Below are 18,684 nucleotides of genomic sequence, written 5' to 3' on the forward strand. Positions count from 1 at the left end.
CGACTTCGGTCGTTGTCAGCGTGCGGTCTTTTGTAGTTCGGACCGAGATCACCCCCTTTTTATTGACAGCGCCCCCATCCACACTACGTTCGCATTAGACGTACAAAAATCGTTGAACGGAATATTGAAAAATCCAATCAGAACGCGTTATATCATACAAATTGCCATATGTTGCCTCGCCAATTACGCTATCTGCTCGCGGTTTTGGAACACCGCAACTTCACACGAGCAGCCGACGCGCTCCACATATCCCAGCCTGCGCTATCCCAGCAAATTAAGCAGCTGGAAGATCGGCTTGGCGCAAAACTCCTGGATCGATCCGGAAGGTTCATTGTCGCAACCGATGCCGGTTCAGTGTATGCCGAATATGCGCGAGCAGCGAATCACGACCTTGAGGCGGGTCGCCGCGCAATACATGACGTCGAGAACCTTGCACGCGGCGAGCTACGGGTAGGCTTTACGCCAACGTTTATGGCCTATCTCGTCGGCCCACTAATCTCTGCATTTAATTTTTCCTACCCGAGTATCGTCATCTCTGTTCATGAAATGACCCTAGACGACCTCGAAGTGGCAATCTCCACCGACGAACTCGACCTTGGCATCGCCTTCTCTACCGTTCGTTCCTCTGACATTAAATGCGAGGTTATTTTTAATGAGCAGTTGAAACTCGTGATTAGCGATCAACACGCTTTGAGCACATCAAAACATGACGTTTCGGTTACCGATCTTAGTAATATATCGCTTGCGATTCTATCGCGAGATTTCGCAACTCGCTCTCAAATCGACGAACACTTTAGAGCGCATCATATAACGCCTCGTGTCGCACTCGAAACGAACTCTCTCAGCGCTATAGTAGAGATTATACGATTGTCCGAGCTCGCGACCATCTTGCCCAGTGACGTAGGTTTGCAACAAGCTGGTCTAACGAGTCTAGAGCTGACTCCAAAAATACCAGAGCGTTCCATCGCCCTTCTAAGCAGGCGAGGCGCATATGAACGCCATGCTGCGACGGCGTTCCGAAAAATCGCACGCGAAGTCGTCACAATTCGAAACGAACAAAACGGGATCTCACTTAACCGTTTTAAAAGAAACTCGCTATACAAATCACCCGATGAACGTTTGTAAGCAGGAAAAAATTATACCGTCCATCGACCGCCAAATGATGAACCTTCGAATCTTTAGGGTCCAAGGCTGTTCTTATCCGCCCTTTAAGGTATCCGGATGAACCACTCAGTTATCGGCATTGCATACTCGAAGGGGCAACCACCATGTCACAAGAATCGCAGGCAAGCGTCCTGGCCCCCAATGCATCCGGATATCGCTTTTTCAAAGGCGGCGCCCATAGATGTCGCACCTGACGTTTTCTCAGCCGTTTGCCGAGAAGCGCTCGTCGCCTCGACAACCCACTAGGCGGGGAATTCCCGATGCTCCAACTGTGCGCCGGCGTCTCGTGAGCTACGAATCGAAAATTCTTGGCGAAGCTGTTGTGTCAGACGGAGCTGAAGTAGCGCCCACCTCACGCGCATTCCCCATTGCTGGCCACCCAACGCTCATTCTTAAGCTGCACGTATTGCACATCCGCTTTGACGTCCTCCCCGCCCTCAGCCTGCGGCTGCCGCGCAAGGCGCGGGAAGGACGGGGATTCCTACTGCTAGACGGCGACGTCCCGCCGCGAGAATGTTCACTGCCGCATTGATGTCGCGATGATGATACGCACCACATTCGAAGCAGGCCCATTCCCTTATTCCAAGACCTTCCCGGCCCTTCGGGCCAGTGCGCCTGTTACAGCAACCGCAGGTCTGGGTTGAGTATTTTTCATCGACCTCATCGAACCACACGCCCGCGCAATCGCTTTTATATTGCAGCATGGTCCGGAACAGGCTCCAGCCCGCATCGAGCACGGACTTCGCCATCCGTGTCCTCGCGAGCGCCGAAGCGTTCACGTTGCCGATGAAGATGGCGCCGTATTGCTGGACGAGCGCCGTGGAAAGCTTGTGCAACTGGTCCTTCCGGGAGTTTTTGATTTTTGGATGGAGCGCACGCACTCGCGCCTTCTTCCTTGCGCATTGTGCTTTCGCCAGCACCGTCTCGAGCTTGCGGTAGTGTCGGTCGAGGGTGATGACCTGAGCATCACTGGTTGCGGCGAAGTCTTTCAGGCCGAGATCAATGCCCGCGGAACGTTCGACCTCGCCGGTGGCGGGCGTCGGCGTCTTTTCTACCTTGATGGTCACGTTCAGGTACCACCGGCCGCGTGCATCCTCGCTGAAGCTCCCGGCACCAAGCTTGTACCGGGAGAGACCGTAGCTGTCCCACAGTGACAGCCGCGTGCCTGCGAAGAACACCTGTCCGTTGCGATACCGGATGGCACTCGCCTTGAACGGAATCCAGCCGAGCGAGCGGCGGGGTCCGCCCGACGCGCGCCAGCGCAGCCGGGTCTTGCCGGCCTGTTTCCGGCGCACCGCATACTCTTCGCCGATGGCCTGGAGAGTCTGCGAGTGCAGGTGCAGTCCGGCCTTGCCCGCGCCCCGGGTGAACGGATGGAAATCGTAGCCCGACAGGAAGCGCTGCTCCCGCTGCCAGACCATATGGGAGAGCTCATTGCAGTAGTTCCACACGAAGTTGACCTCGCGCGCGAGTACACGCAACAGCTTTGCGTGTTTGTCTTTGAGTCTGAAGCGCAGGACCCGGGTGGTGAGGGACATGTGCCAATACGGTTGTTTCTCCGTATAGGCACGTCGCCGTTTCCCCGTTGAAAATCACGCGATTCCTGCTTCGCTGTCTACACCTGCCTTTCATCCCCGGCCTGAAGAGGCTGTCGCAAAACGCATTATGAGGCACCCAAGTGCGAGCGGTTGAAGCGCGGAAGCCGGACGAGAGGTCGAGCGCGTAAAGTTGATCCGAACTTGCGCAGGACGAGTAAAGTCGCCCATAGGAATGCAAATAAAGCCCTTTGCAGGGCCACTGCCCGCGACAGGTTGTGCGCCATGACATGAAGCGCAAATTCGCGCCTGACCGCTGCAAGTCCACGGCGCCGGAACCGGTTCAATCCCTGTTGTCCGCGCAGGCTACTGAATACCGGCTCAACGATTGCCTTGCGCTGGCTGAAGATGCGTCTGGCCTGCGGATGCTGCATCACTACACGAAGCGCCTCACGTTGCTCATCCTCGGGATAGCGCTTGATGCGCCGCCCCTGTGCAGCCTTTGTGCATTTCGCGCGCAGATGGCAATCGCCACAGGTGCTGGCTCCGTACACGCGATGTTCCCGCGTATTCAGGGTCTTTCTGGACTTTGCCTCCAGGAGAAGAATCTGCCCGGCAGGACAACGATACGAGTCGGTTTGCTCATCGTAGTCAAAGGCGCTCTTGTGAAACAAACCGTCGTCCCTGGGCACGGCGGGCCATTGGCCGTCAGGGCACAGCAGGCTTACATCGCGGGCAAGCGTTGCTTCGATCACCTCGTCGTCGAAATATCCTGCATCGAGCAGCACTTCTTCAGCCTGTGCGCCCGTGGTCCGTGCACTTTGATCGAGCATGGATGCGATGACGCGCGTTTCGCTCGATGCGTCCAGTGCAAGCGCCGTGATAATCCGGTTTTCATTGGCCAGAACGGACGGCTTGTACGATGCCCCATATCCTTGTCCACGCTTGAGCCGCTGGACCATCGCTTCGGGCTCCGTGCCGCTGATGCGCAGACTCTCCGTGCCTTTGCCGCTGTGTTGCCGGGCAGCAAGCCGCGCATCGAAGATCGTCTGGCATTGGCTGCTGCGCTGTTGCGCCTGCTTTGCAGCGCGATCATCGGGTGCGCGCTCGAGCGCTGCTGTCGCCGCTTGTGCGCGGGCCCGCACGGCTTCTTGTTTCAGCAGGTTGTAACGGGAGCAGGCTGCTTCGATCACGGTGCCGTCGCCTGCCAGTCGTGCGCTGCTCGAACCGCTGGCCTTCAGGATGGTGCGCGTAAGGGATTCGAAGAACTCCTGCGTGAGCGAGTCTTCGTGCAGAACGATGAACCGACCGATATTGGCATGATCGGGAGTAATACCGCCTGTCACCCACATGCACCCCAGATCCAGACGGGCGAGTCGCTCCAGCTCGCGCAGCGAATGCAAGCCTTGCATCACGCCGTACAAAATCAATCCCATCATCTGGCGGGGCGAGTACGGCGCGCGTCCAGTGCCCGCATAGCGTCCTTCGAAGGCTAGCCAGTCCTGCTGTTCAAGAAGATGAGCCACGACAAAGGGTGTGTGCTGGTCGGACTGCTTCAGCCAGTCCTCAAGGCGCGTCGCGCCTATGACGATCTCGTGCGCGTTGCCCACGATAAACCGGCGACCTGTATCCGATGCACACGGCCGGGGCCTGGCATCCTGAGCTGGCGCCGCACCAAACAGATCGTATTGTTTCCTGTCCAGTGGCGCCATCCTGGATGCCGTGCTCATCGTTCTTCTCTTCAGCCATCGAGTCGCGAAATTTTACCAGGTTGGGGCTTTCGCGACAGCCTCTGAAGGCCGAGGTTTTCAGGCCGATTGCGGATAAAAATCACGTGCAATTTCAATAGCAACGGTACTTTCCTGCAACACCGCACCCTGTCGCTTTGCTAATTTACCGCTAGGGCCACAGAGTGCAGGAACGTGCTGTACTTTAACTTGTTCGAAGTGCATCAGACAACAGCCCAGCGGCCAACGCGTCTGCTCACTTCGCCTAGGCAACACCTTCCGCCTTGTCTGATAGGTAAGCGTTTCCCATGAACCTCGTGCTCGGTGAGTCGAAGCCGATCACACCGCACCGGAAGGTGAATACTATGAATTCGGGAGCGCTGGATCTTTCACGTGTGCAATTTGCATTCACCGTGTCGTTTCATATTATATTCCCGGCCATAAGCATCGGTCTCGCCGGGTTCATAGCCGTGCTCGAAGGGCGTTATCTATTGACCGGGAAGCAGTACTACAAAGAGCTGTGCCAGTTTTGGTCCAAAATATTCGCGGTTGCCTTTGGTATGGGTGTTGTCTCCGGTGTCGTAATGGCATACCAATTCGGTATGAACTGGTCCGGGTTCTCAAAATTCGCGGGACCCGTCACTGGGGTTCTTTTGACCTACGAGGTCATGACGGCCTTCTTCCTTGAGGCAGGTTTTCTTGGAATTATGCTCTTCGGGTGGGAGAAAGTCGGCCGCCGCGCACACTTTGCGGCAACAGTACTCGTGGCCGTCGGAACGCTGATCTCCACGTTCTGGATCCTCTCTTCGAATAGTTGGATGCAAACTCCACAGGGATTCGCAATTCAGGACGGACACGCAGTGCCGGTAGACTGGTTGAAGATTATCTTCAACCCCTCCTTCCCCTTCCGGCTTGTACACATGACGCTCGCTGCATTCCTTGTTGCAGCCCTAATCGTATCGGCCTCCGGCGCGTGGCAACTCATACGCAGCAGACGCGATCCTGAAATTCTGACGATGTACTCAATGGCGCTTTGGCTTCTTCTTATATTCGCGCCGATTCAAGCCATCGTTGGTGATCAACACGCACTGAATACCCTCAAGTACCAACCGGCCAAGATTGCCGCGATTGAAGGTCTCTGGGAAACCGAACAGGGTGGAACTGCGCTAAACCTCGTCGGACTCCCTGACATGGCCGCCGAAGAGACGCGATATGCCATTCGCGTCCCTCATCTAGGCAGCCTTATCCTTACACACACTTGGGACGGCCAGATACGCGGACTAAAGTCATTTCCGAAAGATGAGCGTCCCAACTCACCATTAGTGTTCTGGAGCTTCCGGTTGATGGTTGGTATGGGTGTGCTGATGATTCTTACCGCCGTCATCGGACTTTTCCTTCGGCGCGGCGGCCGCTTGTACCAGGTTCGTTGGTTCCATTGGCTGACTGTCTTCATGGGGCCAACGGGAATCATTTCATTGATTGCCGGATGGGTTACGACAGAAGCAGGCCGTCAACCATGGGTAGTCTATGGCATCTTGCGCACGTCCGAGGCAGTTTCTCCGATTCAAGCTCAAAGCGCTGGGCTTACGTTACTGATCTTCATCATGGTTTACTTCCTCGTCTTCGGTACCGGCGTGTACTACATACTCAAGCTAATCTCGCGTGGTCCGGATCACTCCGATACCGTGCCGTCGGCAGAGGAGGATGAATTCAGTGCTGTGGCGTCTGGAAGGCGCCCACTGGCGGCGGCTGAGTAGCCAATGGCTTTATGTTGACCAGTGATTTGGAGAAACAGTATGGATCTCACCGTAATCTGGGCAGCAATTATCGCCCTAGGGCTTTTCATGTATATCGCGCTGGACGGCTTCGATCTTGGAATCGGCATAATATTCCCGTTTTTCCCGGACGACTCCGAGCGAGATCTCATGATGCATTCGGTCGCGCCAGTATGGGATGGGAACGAGACGTGGCTCGTATTAGGCGGCGCGGCATTGTACGGTGCGTTCCCGGCCGTATACTCCATAGTTTTGTCCAGCCTCTATCTCCCGATCTCGTTTATGCTAGTTTGCCTGATATTTAGAGGTGTCTCTTTCGAAGTCCGAGGCAAGGCAAATCGCACAAAGAATCTCTGGAACCTGTCCTTCATACTAGGTTCCGCTGGAGCTACCTTCTTTCAAGGGGTCGTTCTCGGGGCCTACTTACAGGGGATTCCAGTAAAGAACGGTGTTTTCTTCGGCGACGCGTTTTTCTGGGTAACGCCGTTCAGCTTCTTCACAGGCATGGGCCTTTTAATCACATATTCTCTGCTCGGGGCTAGTTTTCTAGTGATCAAGACTGAGGGTGACCTACAGCGTCGGATGCACGGCCTAATTTGGCCTCTGACATTGGTGTTAATTGGTTTCATCCTGGTCGTGACACTTTGGACACCCATGACCGATCCACATGCCGCGTCGCGTTGGTTTGATTCCCCAGCACGCTTCCTTCTCTATCCGGTCCCTATCCTTGTAATAGTTGTCGCCACCTTTATGTTCAACGCAATGAGGCACCAGCACGACAGTATGGCATTCCTCTTAACCATCATCCTGGTATTCCTCGGCTATATCGGCCTTCTATTTAGTATTTGGCCATATGCGATCCCTGGCGCCATCACCCTTTGGGATGCCGCCGCACCGCGATCAAGTCAGGTTTTCCTCCTCGTGGGAGCGGTCGTCATTATCCCAATTATCATAGCCTACACAACGGCGGGCTACTGGATATTTCGAGGCAAAGCCGAAGCCAGTACCCACTATTAGTTGCTCAGTAAGGAGCTAAACATGTCGACACCTGACAGCGATGATGCGACACCTACATTCGGCCGCCGGATGATGTGGTTCGCGATTCTTTGGTGCGTTGGCTTCGCCGGTACGATGCTCATAGCGTTGCCTTTTCACTTTTTAGTCGCCATTTCGATGAGGCAGTAAGCCCTGAAGGACGCATCGCCATGCGGTTTGGGTGAGCAGGCTGCAATGAAAGACGTGATCGCCCAGTCGCGGGCGGAATTTGCTGAACGCCTGTCGCGCTCCGGCGCGGCTGCCCGTATTCCGGTCCGGCGTGCCCATAAAGCCCTTGAGACCACCTGTAAGGAAAAGGCCAGGAGTCGCGTATAACTTGCTGGTGTGGCATTCGCGCGGCGTACGGAAGTGTGGTGCGCGAGCGTTGCCTCGCTACCCGGGGCTTGCCGTACCGGAGTGACAAAGAAACCTTGCGCCTGCGCAATCGCCCGTGTACCGCAGCATGGTCCGGAACAGGCTCCAGCCCGCGTCAAGCACCCACTTCGCAATCCGCACGTGCTCTCGCGAGTGCTAAAGCGTTCACGCTGCCGATGAAGCCGACGCCTTACTGCTGTACGAGTGCCGCGGAAAGCTTGTACGACTGGTCTTCCCGGGTTACGACGCGGCCGTCGCTGGTGGCTGCGAAGTCCTTCAGACTCAGGTCCAGCCCTTCCGACTTTCCAATCTCACCGGTCGGTGGCCTGGGCCCCTTCTTGACCTTGACGGTGACGCTCAGGTGCCACCGGCCAAGCGCATCCTCGCTGATGCAGCCGACGCCCGGTTCATGGCTGGCAGGACGGTAGCTGTCCCACTGCGACAGTGTCATACCCGCGAAGATAACCTGCTCGTTCCGGCACCCTCGGTTTCCCCGAAAGAATCAGGACATCCCAACTGCGCGCTCTACACCCGCCTCCCCCCGGTCCGAAGCTCGAGATCTTCAGGCCGATTGCAGATAGAGCAGACTTTGAGGATTAACCAGCGCCAAAGCGACGGGGGCTACCGGCAGTCGATTAGTCTGCTCGCCCAGAACCCGGCTCTAAGGTCACAGAGCAGGTCATCCCCATTACCAAATGAACGTCTTCGGGGACCTTTCCCAGCCGAATTCTCACAGGAACGCGCTGTGCCAATCGCACCCAGGTAAATATCGGGTCTACGTTCGCCAGCAGTTCACTCGCCCCGGTCGGATTGTCCCGATCGACTATGCCCCGAGCAATGCTATCAACATGCCCATCGATTTCCACGTTTCTTCCCATTAGCCGGACCCTTGCGCGGTCACCGATGTGTACGCCCTGGATCTTGGTCTCTTCGAAATATCCATAAACCCAGAACGAATTCGAGTCGATCATTGCCATTTTTGCGACACCTGCATTTGCATAATCACCAGGCCACAGATTCAAATTGGTTATAAACCCGTCTGTCGGCGCCTTCACCTCGCTCCGCTCCAGATCGAGTCGCGCCGTCTCCTGACGTACCATAGCCGCCTGCAACGCCGCCTCCGCGACCGTGTACGCAGCACGGGCTGCATCAAGCACGGACGAAGACTGCTTAGCCTCGAGCGCGAAATCTGACCGATTTTCTTCCGAGATCACATCGCCCGAAAGTTTTGCTCGTCTCTGCGCCCTGTCTTGTCTCATTATCGACTCAAATTCCGCCCCCCGAGCTTGGGCACTAGCCTGTTGCAGTTGAGCCTTTGCGCGATTAACGTCAGCGTTCGCTTGGTCCACTGCATATCTAAACCGGTAGGGGTCGAGCACGTACAAAACATCTCCCTTGTGAACCATCTGGTTATCTCTAACGCGTACTTCTGCTACGAGTCCAGAGACGTCCGTCGAAATGTTTATCACGTCCGCACGCACCCGCCCATCCCGTGTCCAAGGAGAATACATGTATGTCTGCCAGATTGCGCGCATCAAGGCCGCTGCCACCAGCAACATACAACCTGTCACTATCGCCCGAATCAGAAACTGCTTATTCATCTTCGCCCCGACGTTATGCGAGAAAACATGCCGCAATATCGATTCAGCCTGTTACCTCTGCACAATTAACGATACCCCAGAGAACAATGCAATAAATAACGCCACCCTGAATAGCCCGGGATGCCATGCAAATCTATAAATTCTCAGTCGGGCGAGGATGAGGTCAAGAATTACAAACGCGATAACGCAGACAACCAGAACCGGCAAGAGCACTGGCGCGAAGAAACCAAATATATCGACCTCAAGGGGCATTGGATCCCCCCGAAATCATATTCGACCGACCCGTGTCACCGTCGAATCCGCCCCCGAGGGCCTTCATAAGTGCGATCCATGAATCAACTTGCCGGGAGCGTACCAATGCGAGGTTGATTTGCTGTTGAAGCATGATTTTCTGAGAAACCAAAACGTCGAGGTACTCTGTGACGCCTCCTCGATACCCTGAATTCGCGAGCTCGTACGATCGTTTTGATGACTCCACCGCGCTATCAACTGACAGTTCCTGGTCCTCTAATGAACGCAACGCTGTCACTTGTTCCGCAACTTCCCGCATGGCTAACAATACAGCGTCGTTGTATTTCAATACCGCGTCGTCATATTCGGCCGTCGCTACACCATACTTCCCTCGACGCCTCTCCGCATCGAAAATCGGCAATGAAGCGGCAATGCCAACGCTGTGACCAAAAGAATCGCTGTTCACGAAACTAAAGAACCCCCCAAAAGGGACCAACGACTGAAGCGAGGCGCTGGCGACGAGATCAATGTTTGGGTAGAAGTCAGCATGCGCGACATCTATTTCCTTTGATGCAGCCGTGACCCTCCACCGTTGCGCAACGATATCCGGACGATGGCCGATGAACTCAGCCGGCAGCGACGCAGGCACTGCAGACCCGAACCGCCCGTACGGTAGCGGCCGCTGCAGCGATGCACCAAATCCCGGCCCCTCACCGACAAGATACGCGATTAAAAGACGAGATTGTTCGATCCCGTCTCGCGTACGAATAATGTCGGCAAGACCGCTTTGGTACTGCGTCCGAGCCTGAGTCACGTCAATGTCAGTGTCTATTCCAGCGCTCTTCCTGCTTGCTGCAATTTCGAGGTTACGTTTCTCCTCCTGATTGATCTCCGCGTAGATGTCTGCCAGGGCGTACTGGAGCGCAAATGCGTTGTACGCCCGCGCAACTGCCGCCTGAAGCTCTATCTTCGCAAACTGCTCATCGGCCACTGCAGCGTGAACTTTACTCTGCGCACCCTGCTCGATTGCGCGATTTTTTCCCCAAATGTCCAGGTCGTATGTCAGGTCAAGCGCGACAGAATTGTTCCAGTTCGTTTCTCCGCCCGGCGGCGATGGATTCGCGTTTTGAGAAAATCTCGTATGTGCGATATCTGCGGAGCTGTCCAACTCCGGAAGCTGGTTGGCATGCAGCGCTCTGGCCTCCCAAACCGCTGCTGTCACCCGAGAACGCACTATCGCCAACGTTGGGCTTCCGGACGTAGCTCGGCTGATGAGACTGTCTAATTGTCCATCATTCCATCCATTCCACCACTCAGAAGAGGGCCATTTGGCATCGCTTCTCGCAGAGGCACGGATAGCATCACCAACGTCTAATGAAGTCGGCTCTATCATGGAGGCTTCCGGCTTTATCCCCGAGCTTGTGATGCAAGACCACAGCCCGCCCATAGCAAAGATTATTGCAATGTGGGTCAATGTTTGATCGATCCACTGTCGACCGCGAGACTTCACCGCCGAACTCCCTTTCGCGCAATCGGATACTCGAGCAGATCGTAAAGCGCGATTTTCGCTGAGATAAGACGGACACGCATGTCGAACACCGCACGATGGGACTGCCCTTGAGTTCCTCCCGATTGGACTCGAAGCTGCTTGAGTGCATCTTGCGTAGACCGAATAGCGAATTCGGTAGCGTCGGGGGTTGCTTGCGCCGCCATCGAGACAATTGCCGCCCGCCATCGCCTCATCGAATCCTCCCAATCTACCGAAAGTCGACCTCCATCCGATTCGCTGTACCTCCGCACCTCCAAAATTGCTTGCGTCACCCATAGCGCACCGAATGCTCTCTTGATGATCGTCTCTCTAAAGTCCCTCGAGATGTTCGGCACGGTAACAAGGCCCGTGATTAAATCACGCATAGAAGCACCAATTGTCGCAGTCGTGCGACCGGATAGGTCCCCTTCCGCCGCCTGAACTATGAGCCGTCTAATTCTTCGGCTGTACACCTTTGCAAGCCATTCCCCCTCTCTCGGGACGATGAGCGAAAACGCTGTCGCCGCACAGGCGATGCCAAACATCAAAGCCAACCCACGATCAAGAAAGAGAGGTGGGTTGTATATCTGAGGATTTGTCGGGCTTAATATATATAGAAAATACAAGTTAAATCCTGCACCGAGCACCGCATAGTTCGAAAACGTATTCACATAGCTTCCGATCGATACCGCCATAGCCACACATACGATAACAAGTGTCACATCACCGTTCAAAGGGAAGACAAGGAACTCGAAAAAGAATCCAAGTATCCATGCAAGCAAGCAACCGACAAAGGCCTGCCAACTTGATCTAACAGGAGCATTTGAAAGAGAATAAAGTCCAGAACTGATCGCGACCGACACTAACGCACTGAAGCCGTTTGTCCATTCTGAAACTATCCAAGTCGCACCGACGAACCCGACTGCCGTTGCCGCTCGCAATCCGGCAATCATAGCGATGGTTCCACTAGACCGAAGATGAGCGGTACGCATGAAGCTAATCACCTTCACCAGCGGAAAAGTCAGGCTCACTCCGGTTGGTTGACGGAGTGCCGTCCGGCAAACGCTGGAGAATCTACGCAACGACCAGATTACCGCGTACACTTCAGCGCCGACCGTTTCCACCATTTCCACACTCTTTGACCCACCGGCGGATAGGGCCTCGAGTTCCGAACCTATGTAATCTGGAAATTCGTGTTCAGTAGTCTTTAGGCTGCGATGAAATTGTTCAAGTCCATCCTCCGTACGAAGATCGTGTAAGTCTCCTTTTGACAGGTTTGAATGTAGACGTGCCAAAATCCTCTCGACCGCCGTTCTTGCCACGGGGTCCACATCAGCACTAATCTCTCTCACTTTGTAGATTGCGTGAACGCGGGTGACCAAGTCCAAAAAGGCTTGTTCCAGCGTCACGAGTGACTCATGTCTTAGGCGCATCTCCGGTTCTTCGAACACTGCCGCCGCCCGTAGCCCGTCTATAGTAGCGCTGTCACTAACAAGCTGAACGTACTCTCGCATAGGCTCGGAGCCACTGCGAATGCCCGCCGCACTCAGAATAACTGGCAGAATCTTCGCCAGTGCGGTGTATCGCCAACTGATCAAAGTAGGCGTCACCCGTTGCGGGAAGACGAGTGCGCTGATCAGGCTGCTCATCGCAACCCCGATCACAACCTCGCTGACAGTATGGATGACATTCGTCGAAACATCGTAGGGATTAGACCATTCCGGTACCGCCGTGATGCTTGCCGCGTAGCCTGACAGAACGAATCCATACGACTGAAAGTTCTTGTAGTAGGACGATCCCGCAACGAATATGCCGACCCAAATGGCGAGACCCGCCAAGAATAGCGGTGGTTGTTGGGCAAAGAGACAAATTAATGTGAGACCGGCCAAACTTCCGAAAAATACGCCGAGAGCACGGTAGAAGGCGCGTCCGATTACCATTCCGCTCTGTTGGTGAATCATCACGATTGCGGCCGACACCATCGCGGTCCCGGGTGCTCGCAGTTCCAACCTCATGCAAATCAGCATACTTAAAACGACGGCGAGAGCCGATTTCAGAGCATGCAGGAGACGGGGAAAGTCATCGTTCCGATAAGTTATCAGTTCCTCGCGGATACCAACCAGGGACATGTTTCCCTCAGATTTTTTCGTTTTGGATGACCTGAGCTATTACACTTAAGCCGCCGGAGCCTTTGGAAAACACGGCTGATACCTATCATACGAGCCAACCTTGCGCATTATCTTTAATCGTAGCACGGCGGTTGTCGAACCTTTCCTGCCGCACCCCTCTCAAGACGCAGGATATCGGCCTCCCGAGCACCGTCCATCGTAGGCGAATCGACTGCCGCGCCCAGCGTTGCTTTAGCAGGTCCGTAACGTCGGGCTGCTTCAGAGCACAAACACGCAAAGAAGCGCCATATTGCGATGCAGCTTAACTTACACCACTTCGCCGTCTCCGGCCGTTTGCGAATGCGAGGCTCGTCAAATGGATGTAGCGTCTGCTCGCAGCACGCCCCAGCGGCCAGTCCGGACCTCCCGTATCTACGCGCAGGCTTCATTCCCTTTCGGACGTAGTGAAGCACTGATCGGAGCCCCGAGTCTTCGCGGCCGCCCTCGAATATCCAGACGCGGCCTCAACTAAGCCTGTATCGATTCTCCACTCCCAGTCCAGATAGGTCTAACAAAAAGACGTTTCATCTGCCTAAGGATCGTCGCGAATACAGAGTAATAGCCATCGCGGGGCTAGGTGGCACCAAATCGTGCTTTTTTTTGATAATTCGTTCTTTCTAAAAAGAGCCCAAGAGCTCACCATGCGAGACTCAAATGGCAAACGCGTCATCTCACATGCCGGGTCGCTCTTGACGGTCCATCGCGCGCCTCTCCGTAACGGTGGGCCGGCTGCATCGGGAGTCAAAACATGGATACTATCTCTCGCCGTCAGTTCTTGAAACTGTCAGCTTCAACGCTAGCGGGATCAAGCTTGGCGCTCGCCGGATTCTCACCGACGCCTGCCCTAGCGGAAGTTCGACAATACAAGTTGCTCCGGATGACGGAAACGAGGAATACGTGTACCTACTGCTCCGTGGGCTGCGGTGTTCTGATGTACGGACTAGGTGACAACGCAAAAAATGCTAAGGCAAGTATTATCCATATCGAGGGAGACCCCGATCACCCCGTAAACAGAGGCACGCTCTGCCCGAAAGGAGCAAGCCTACTGGACATCGTGCATAGCGAGAGCCGACTACTTTATCCAGAATACCGCGCGCCTGGTTCCGATCATTGGATGCGCATCTCCTGGGACGACGCTCTCGACCGCATCGCCGAACGCATGAAGGAGGACCGCGATGCAAATTTTGAGCATGAAACGCCCGAAGGGCACGTCGTCAATCGGTGGCTAACGACCGGCATGCTTGCTGCGTCGGCGGCCAGCTCAGAAGTCGGCTACCTGACTCACAAGGTTACACGCAGTTTTGGCATTCTCGGATTCGACAACCAAGCTCGTGTCTGACATGGCCCGACGGTGGCAGGTCTTGCCCCGACGTTTGGCCGTGGCGCGATGACGAATCATTGGGTAGATATCAAGAACGCCGATGTGATTCTCGTGATGGGCGGCAATTCTGCCGAGGCACACCCGTGCGGGTTCAAGTGGGTCGTCGAGGCGAAGGCACATCGCGGCGCGAAGCTGATCGTGGTCGACCCGCGCTTCAACCGGACCGCGTCCGTCGCGGATCTGTACGCGCCGATTCGGACAGGAACCGACATCGCATTTCTGGGCGGCGTCATTCGTTACCTGCTATCCAACGACAAGATCCAGCACGAATACGTCAAGAACTACACTGACTTCACGTTCATCGTCCGAGACGATTTTGCGTTCTCTAACGGACTATATTCAGGATACGATTCACAGACGCGCAGTTACGACAAAAGTACGTGGGAGTATGAGTTCGATGCCGACGGCTACGTGAAGTCCGATCCGTCCTTGCGTCATCCGCGCTGCGTATATCAGTTGCTCAAAGCACACTATTCGAGCTATACGCCCGAGATGGTCGAATCCATCTGTGGTACGCCGAAAGAAAAATTCCTGCAAGTCTGCGAAATGCTTGCCACGACGTCCTCGCCGGGAAAGGCGGGCACGCTCCTGTACGCATTGGGTTGGACGCAGCATTCGATCGGCTCCCAAATCGTTCGCACTGGAGCGATGGTCCAGCTCCTACTAGGCAACATCGGGATCGCGGGTGGAGGCGTCAATGCTCTGCGCGGCCACTCAAATATTCAAGGCCTGACCGACCTCGGTCTACTCAGCCAGATGTTGCCTGGCTACCTTACTTTACCCAACGAATCCGAGCAGGAGTACCAGAAGTACGCGTCCTCCAGAACGCTTAAACCGCTGCGGCCAAATCAGCTTAGCTACTACCAACACTTCCCCGCTCTATTTGTTAGCCTGATGAAGGCATGGTGGGGCCAGGCCGCCACGGCGGAAAATGATTGGGCGTATTCTTACCTGCCAAAGTGGGACAAGCCCTACGACGTGCTACAAGTTGTCGAGTTGATGTCGCAAGGGAAGATGACCGGCTACGTTTGCCAAGGGTTCAACCTCATTGCGTCAGTGCCGGACAAGGCCAAGATCATCGACGGCCTCGGCAAGTTGAAATGGCTCGTCATCATGGACCCCTTGGCTACGGAGACGTCGGAGTTCTGGAAGAACTACGGCCCGTTCAATGATGTCGATCCCTCAAGCATCCAAACAGAAGTATTTAGGCTCCCAACAAACTGCTTCGCGGAAGAGAACGGCTCGGTTGTTAGCTCGTCAAGAGTCCTTCAGTGGCACTGGAAAGGAGCCGAGCCTCCAGGTGAAGCGCGCAGTGACTTAGATATCATGGGTGGCATATTCACACGTATCCGCGATTTGTATCGAAAGAAAGGTGGTGCATTCCCTGACCCGATCCTGAATCTCACGTGGCCCTATGAAGACCCAGAAAGCCCGCGCCCTGACGAATTGGCGCGTGAATATAACGGTTGGGAAGTTAAGGCGGCATCTGACTACGACACCAAGAAGCTGGTAGAGACGGCCGGTCGTCAATTGTCAGGCTTCGAGCAACTCCGCGACGATGGAAGTACGGCAAGCGGGTGCTGGATCTTCTGTGGCGCGTGGACCGAAGAAGGCAATCAGATGGGACGTCGCGACAACAGCGACCCCACAGGCATCGGCCAAACGCTTGGCTGGGCTTGGGCGTGGCCAGCTAATCGGCGCGTACTCTACAACCGGGCCTCGTGCGACACTGACGGAAAACCGTTCGACCCGACCCGCAAGCTCGTCCAATGGAACGGCTCCGCATGGGTTGGTGACGACGTCCCCGACTACAAAGTGGACGAGGCGCCGAGCCTAGGTATGGGGCCGTTTGTGCTCAACCCCGAGGGGGTCGCTCGCTTCTTCGCGCGCAATGAGATGAATGAGGGGCCGTTCCCGGTACATTACGAACCAATCGAAACACCGCTTGGTTATAACCCACTGTACCCGGATCACCCGAACGTGACCAACAATCCGGTTGCCCGCATCTTCCCGTCGGACCGTAAAAAAATCGGAAACGCGCGCGATTTCCCGCATACCGCGACAACATATCGGCTCACGGAACATTTTCATTTTTGGACCAAACACGCGCGACTGAACGCCATCCTGCAACCCGAGCAGTTTGTCGAGATTAGCGAGGAGCTCGCGCACTCTATTGGTGTAGTGTCTGGTGATCGAGTGAAGGTGTCATCCTTCCGAGGGCACATCGTGGCTGTTGCCGTCGTCACGAAGCGAATCAGGACGCTCACCATCGAAGGAAAGCATGTTCAAACCGTGGGTATCCCTCTTCATTGGGGTTTCAAGGGCGCCGCGAAGCCCGGGTACCTGACGAATACGCTCACGCCTTCAGTTGGCGACGGGAACACGCAGACGCCAGAGTTCAAGTCATTCCTGGTCAAGGTGGAGAAAGCATGAGAAGCGCGACAACGAGGACCGTAGAAAGCCGGCCGATTCGTTCCTCCGTCGGCTAATAGCGAGTGCTCCCGCAGTCGATCACCCGTACGCACCCACAGAGCAAATCATGGCACTACAGTCACTCGACATCAAACGGCTTTCTGCGACGACGATCCAGCCTCCGGCTGACCGGGTGCCTGTGACCGGGTCCGTCGCCAAGCTCATTGATGTATCGAAATGTATAGGCTGCAAAGCATGTCAAGCCGCTTGCATGGAGTGGAATGACTTACGCGATAACGTCGGAATCACGACAGGGGTCTACGACAACCCGCTGGATCTGAGCGAACATTCGTGGACCGTCATGCGGTTCACAGAATATGTGAACCCTAAGGGTGACCTCGAGTGGCTAATCCGAAAGGACGGCTGCATGCATTGTGAGGACCCAGGCTGCCTAAAAGCGTGCCCATCCCCTGGCGCCATCGTGCAATACACGAACGGCATCGTTGACTTCCACGAAGAAAACTGTATTGGGTGTGGATACTGCGTAGCTGGCTGTCCATTCAATATCCCGCGAATCTCCAAGACTGATAACCGCGCTTACAAGTGCACACTATGCTCAGATCGAGTCGCAGTTGGACAGGAGCCGGCCTGCGTAAAAACGTGCCCAACGGGTGCGATCATGTTTGGTACCAAGGAAGACATGAAGCAGCAGGCAGCAACTAGAATCGAAGATCTGAAATCACGGGGCTTCGACCAGGCCGGGCTGTACGATCCGCCAGGCGTGAATGGAACGCACGTAATGTATGTACTCCATCACGCAGATCAGCCCAACCTTTATCACGGATTGCCGAAGGATCCTAGAATTAATCCGATGGTCTGGATATGGAAGGGTATCGCCAAACCGCTTGCGCTCGCTGCACTTGTGTTCACGGCGATCGCAGGTTTCTTTCACTACACACGAATCGGCCCCAACGAGGTCCATCACGAGGACGATGTTGCTGCACGTGACGAGCTGAGGCGAGAAAGGGAGCGTCAAAATGAGCAACGATGAATCCGACGACGATTTCTTGATTGAACGGTACAACGCCAACGAGCGGACCAATCACTGGATCACTGCCATCAGCTTCGTCTTGGTTGCTCTATCTGGGTTGGCGATGTTTCACCCCGCTATGTTCTGGCTCTCTATATTATTTGGTGGAGGCCAGTGGATGAGGCTGTTGCATCCATTCTTCGGCCTAGTCATGTTCGTGTCATTTCTGGTTCTAGCACTTCGATTCTGGCATCACAATCTCATGGAAAAAAGTGACATACTGTGGCTTTTGCGCATACAGGATGTTCTATCTAACCGTGAGGATAGACTCCCCGAAGTAGGAAGGTACAACGCGGGCCAGAAGATGCTTTTCGTCACCCTTGTTTTTTGCATGCTAGTGTTACTTCCAACGGGATTGATAATCTGGCGCCGATATTTCTCAGCCTATTTCCCAATTAACGCAATTCGCTTCGCGGCTCTTTGTCATGCCACTGCAGCATTCGTTCTGATTGCAGGGATCATTGTGCACATCTATGCCGGTATCTGGATAAAAGGGACGATGGGTGCGATGATTCGCGGGACGGTTACCCTAGGCTGGGCTCGCAAGCATCACCCTCGTTGGTTCCGTGAAGTTATCCGCAATCGGCCTGAAAACCTCGGCCTTCAGGCCGGGGATGAAAGGCAGGTGTAGACAGCGAAGCAGGAATCGCGTGATTTTCAAC

At 55.1% G+C, this 18,684-nt stretch carries 15 protein-coding genes; 8 read left to right on the forward strand and 7 right to left on the reverse strand.

Going from position 1 to position 18,684, the window contains the following annotated elements; translation table 11 throughout:
* The first annotated feature begins 168 nt into the window (after positions 1-168).
* On the forward strand, positions 169-1,125 hold the full coding sequence (gene cynR, locus E1956_RS42175) for a transcriptional regulator CynR (protein ID WP_134759376.1): 957 nt from the start codon (positions 169-171) through the stop codon (positions 1,123-1,125).
* 476 nt (positions 1,126-1,601) lie between these two features.
* Here cynR and E1956_RS42180 read toward each other — a convergent pair whose 3' ends face one another.
* Positions 1,602-2,702, reverse strand: a complete 1,101-nt coding sequence (locus tag E1956_RS42180) for an RNA-guided endonuclease InsQ/TnpB family protein (RefSeq protein WP_134759317.1) — start codon at positions 2,700-2,702, stop codon at positions 1,602-1,604.
* 125 nt (positions 2,703-2,827) lie between these two features.
* The gene (locus tag E1956_RS42185) at positions 2,828-4,429 is read right to left on the reverse strand and encodes an IS1182 family transposase (protein ID WP_134759378.1); all 1,602 of its coding nucleotides are present in this window, start codon (positions 4,427-4,429) and stop codon (positions 2,828-2,830) included.
* 362 nt (positions 4,430-4,791) lie between these two features.
* Between E1956_RS42185 and E1956_RS42190 the strand changes: the two genes are divergently transcribed.
* Genes E1956_RS42190 through E1956_RS46515 form a run of 4 tightly spaced genes read left to right on the forward strand, consistent with a single transcriptional unit; the run spans position 4,792 to position 7,572 of the window.
* Entirely contained in the window at positions 4,792-6,183 is a 1,392-nt protein-coding gene (locus tag E1956_RS42190; RefSeq protein ID WP_134759758.1) for a cytochrome ubiquinol oxidase subunit I, read from the forward strand.
* 39 nt (positions 6,184-6,222) lie between these two features.
* Positions 6,223-7,218, forward strand: coding sequence for a cytochrome d ubiquinol oxidase subunit II (gene cydB, locus E1956_RS42195; RefSeq protein ID WP_134759380.1), 996 nt, complete (start codon positions 6,223-6,225; stop codon positions 7,216-7,218).
* Positions 7,219-7,239: 21 nt separating this feature from the next.
* Complete coding sequence (locus E1956_RS46510; RefSeq protein ID WP_167760303.1) at positions 7,240-7,386, forward strand: hypothetical protein; 147 nt, start codon at positions 7,240-7,242, stop codon at positions 7,384-7,386.
* A 45-nt stretch (positions 7,387-7,431) separates the two neighbouring features.
* A complete protein-coding gene (locus tag E1956_RS46515) occupies positions 7,432-7,572 on the forward strand; it encodes a hypothetical protein (protein WP_167760304.1) in 141 nt (46 codons plus the stop codon).
* Between the two features lie 229 nt (positions 7,573-7,801).
* Here the strand turns inward: E1956_RS46515 and E1956_RS42200 are convergent, their stop codons facing one another.
* The 5 genes from E1956_RS42200 to E1956_RS42220 all read right to left on the reverse strand — a co-directional run bounded on the left by E1956_RS42200 (position 7,802) and on the right by E1956_RS42220 (position 13,100).
* Positions 7,802-8,062 (reverse strand): hypothetical protein, encoded by a 261-nt coding sequence (locus E1956_RS42200; protein WP_134759382.1) that lies wholly within the window; start codon positions 8,060-8,062, stop codon positions 7,802-7,804.
* A 184-nt stretch (positions 8,063-8,246) separates the two neighbouring features.
* Positions 8,247-9,212 (reverse strand): HlyD family secretion protein, encoded by a 966-nt coding sequence (locus E1956_RS42205; protein WP_134759384.1) that lies wholly within the window; start codon positions 9,210-9,212, stop codon positions 8,247-8,249.
* Between the two features lie 51 nt (positions 9,213-9,263).
* The gene (locus E1956_RS42210) at positions 9,264-9,464 is read right to left on the reverse strand and encodes a DUF1656 domain-containing protein (protein ID WP_134759386.1); all 201 of its coding nucleotides are present in this window, start codon (positions 9,462-9,464) and stop codon (positions 9,264-9,266) included.
* A complete protein-coding gene (locus tag E1956_RS42215; RefSeq protein ID WP_256377829.1) occupies positions 9,454-10,890 on the reverse strand; it encodes an efflux transporter outer membrane subunit in 1,437 nt (478 codons plus the stop codon). The genes E1956_RS42210 and E1956_RS42215 overlap by 11 nt, the downstream gene beginning before the upstream one ends.
* 59 nt (positions 10,891-10,949) lie before the next feature.
* Positions 10,950-13,100, reverse strand: a complete 2,151-nt coding sequence (locus tag E1956_RS42220; RefSeq protein ID WP_134759390.1) for an FUSC family protein — start codon at positions 13,098-13,100, stop codon at positions 10,950-10,952.
* Between the two features lie 787 nt (positions 13,101-13,887).
* On the opposite strand from E1956_RS42220, the gene fdnG reads away from it, so the two are divergent.
* The 3 genes from fdnG to E1956_RS42240 all read left to right on the forward strand — a co-directional run bounded on the left by fdnG (position 13,888) and on the right by E1956_RS42240 (position 18,653).
* Entirely contained in the window at positions 13,888-16,953 is a 3,066-nt protein-coding gene (fdnG, locus tag E1956_RS42230) for a formate dehydrogenase-N subunit alpha (RefSeq protein ID WP_167760306.1), read from the forward strand.
* A 106-nt stretch (positions 16,954-17,059) separates the two neighbouring features.
* A complete protein-coding gene (gene fdxH, locus E1956_RS42235; RefSeq protein WP_134759396.1) occupies positions 17,060-17,983 on the forward strand; it encodes a formate dehydrogenase subunit beta in 924 nt (307 codons plus the stop codon).
* Positions 17,970-18,653 (forward strand): formate dehydrogenase subunit gamma, encoded by a 684-nt coding sequence (locus E1956_RS42240; protein ID WP_134759398.1) that lies wholly within the window; start codon positions 17,970-17,972, stop codon positions 18,651-18,653. Before fdxH ends, E1956_RS42240 begins: the two co-directional genes overlap by 14 nt.
* Positions 18,654-18,684: the final 31 nt, after the last annotated feature.

It is taken from the genome of Paraburkholderia pallida, assembly GCF_004524855.1.
GTDB lineage: Bacteria > Pseudomonadota > Gammaproteobacteria > Burkholderiales > Burkholderiaceae > Paraburkholderia > Paraburkholderia oxyphila.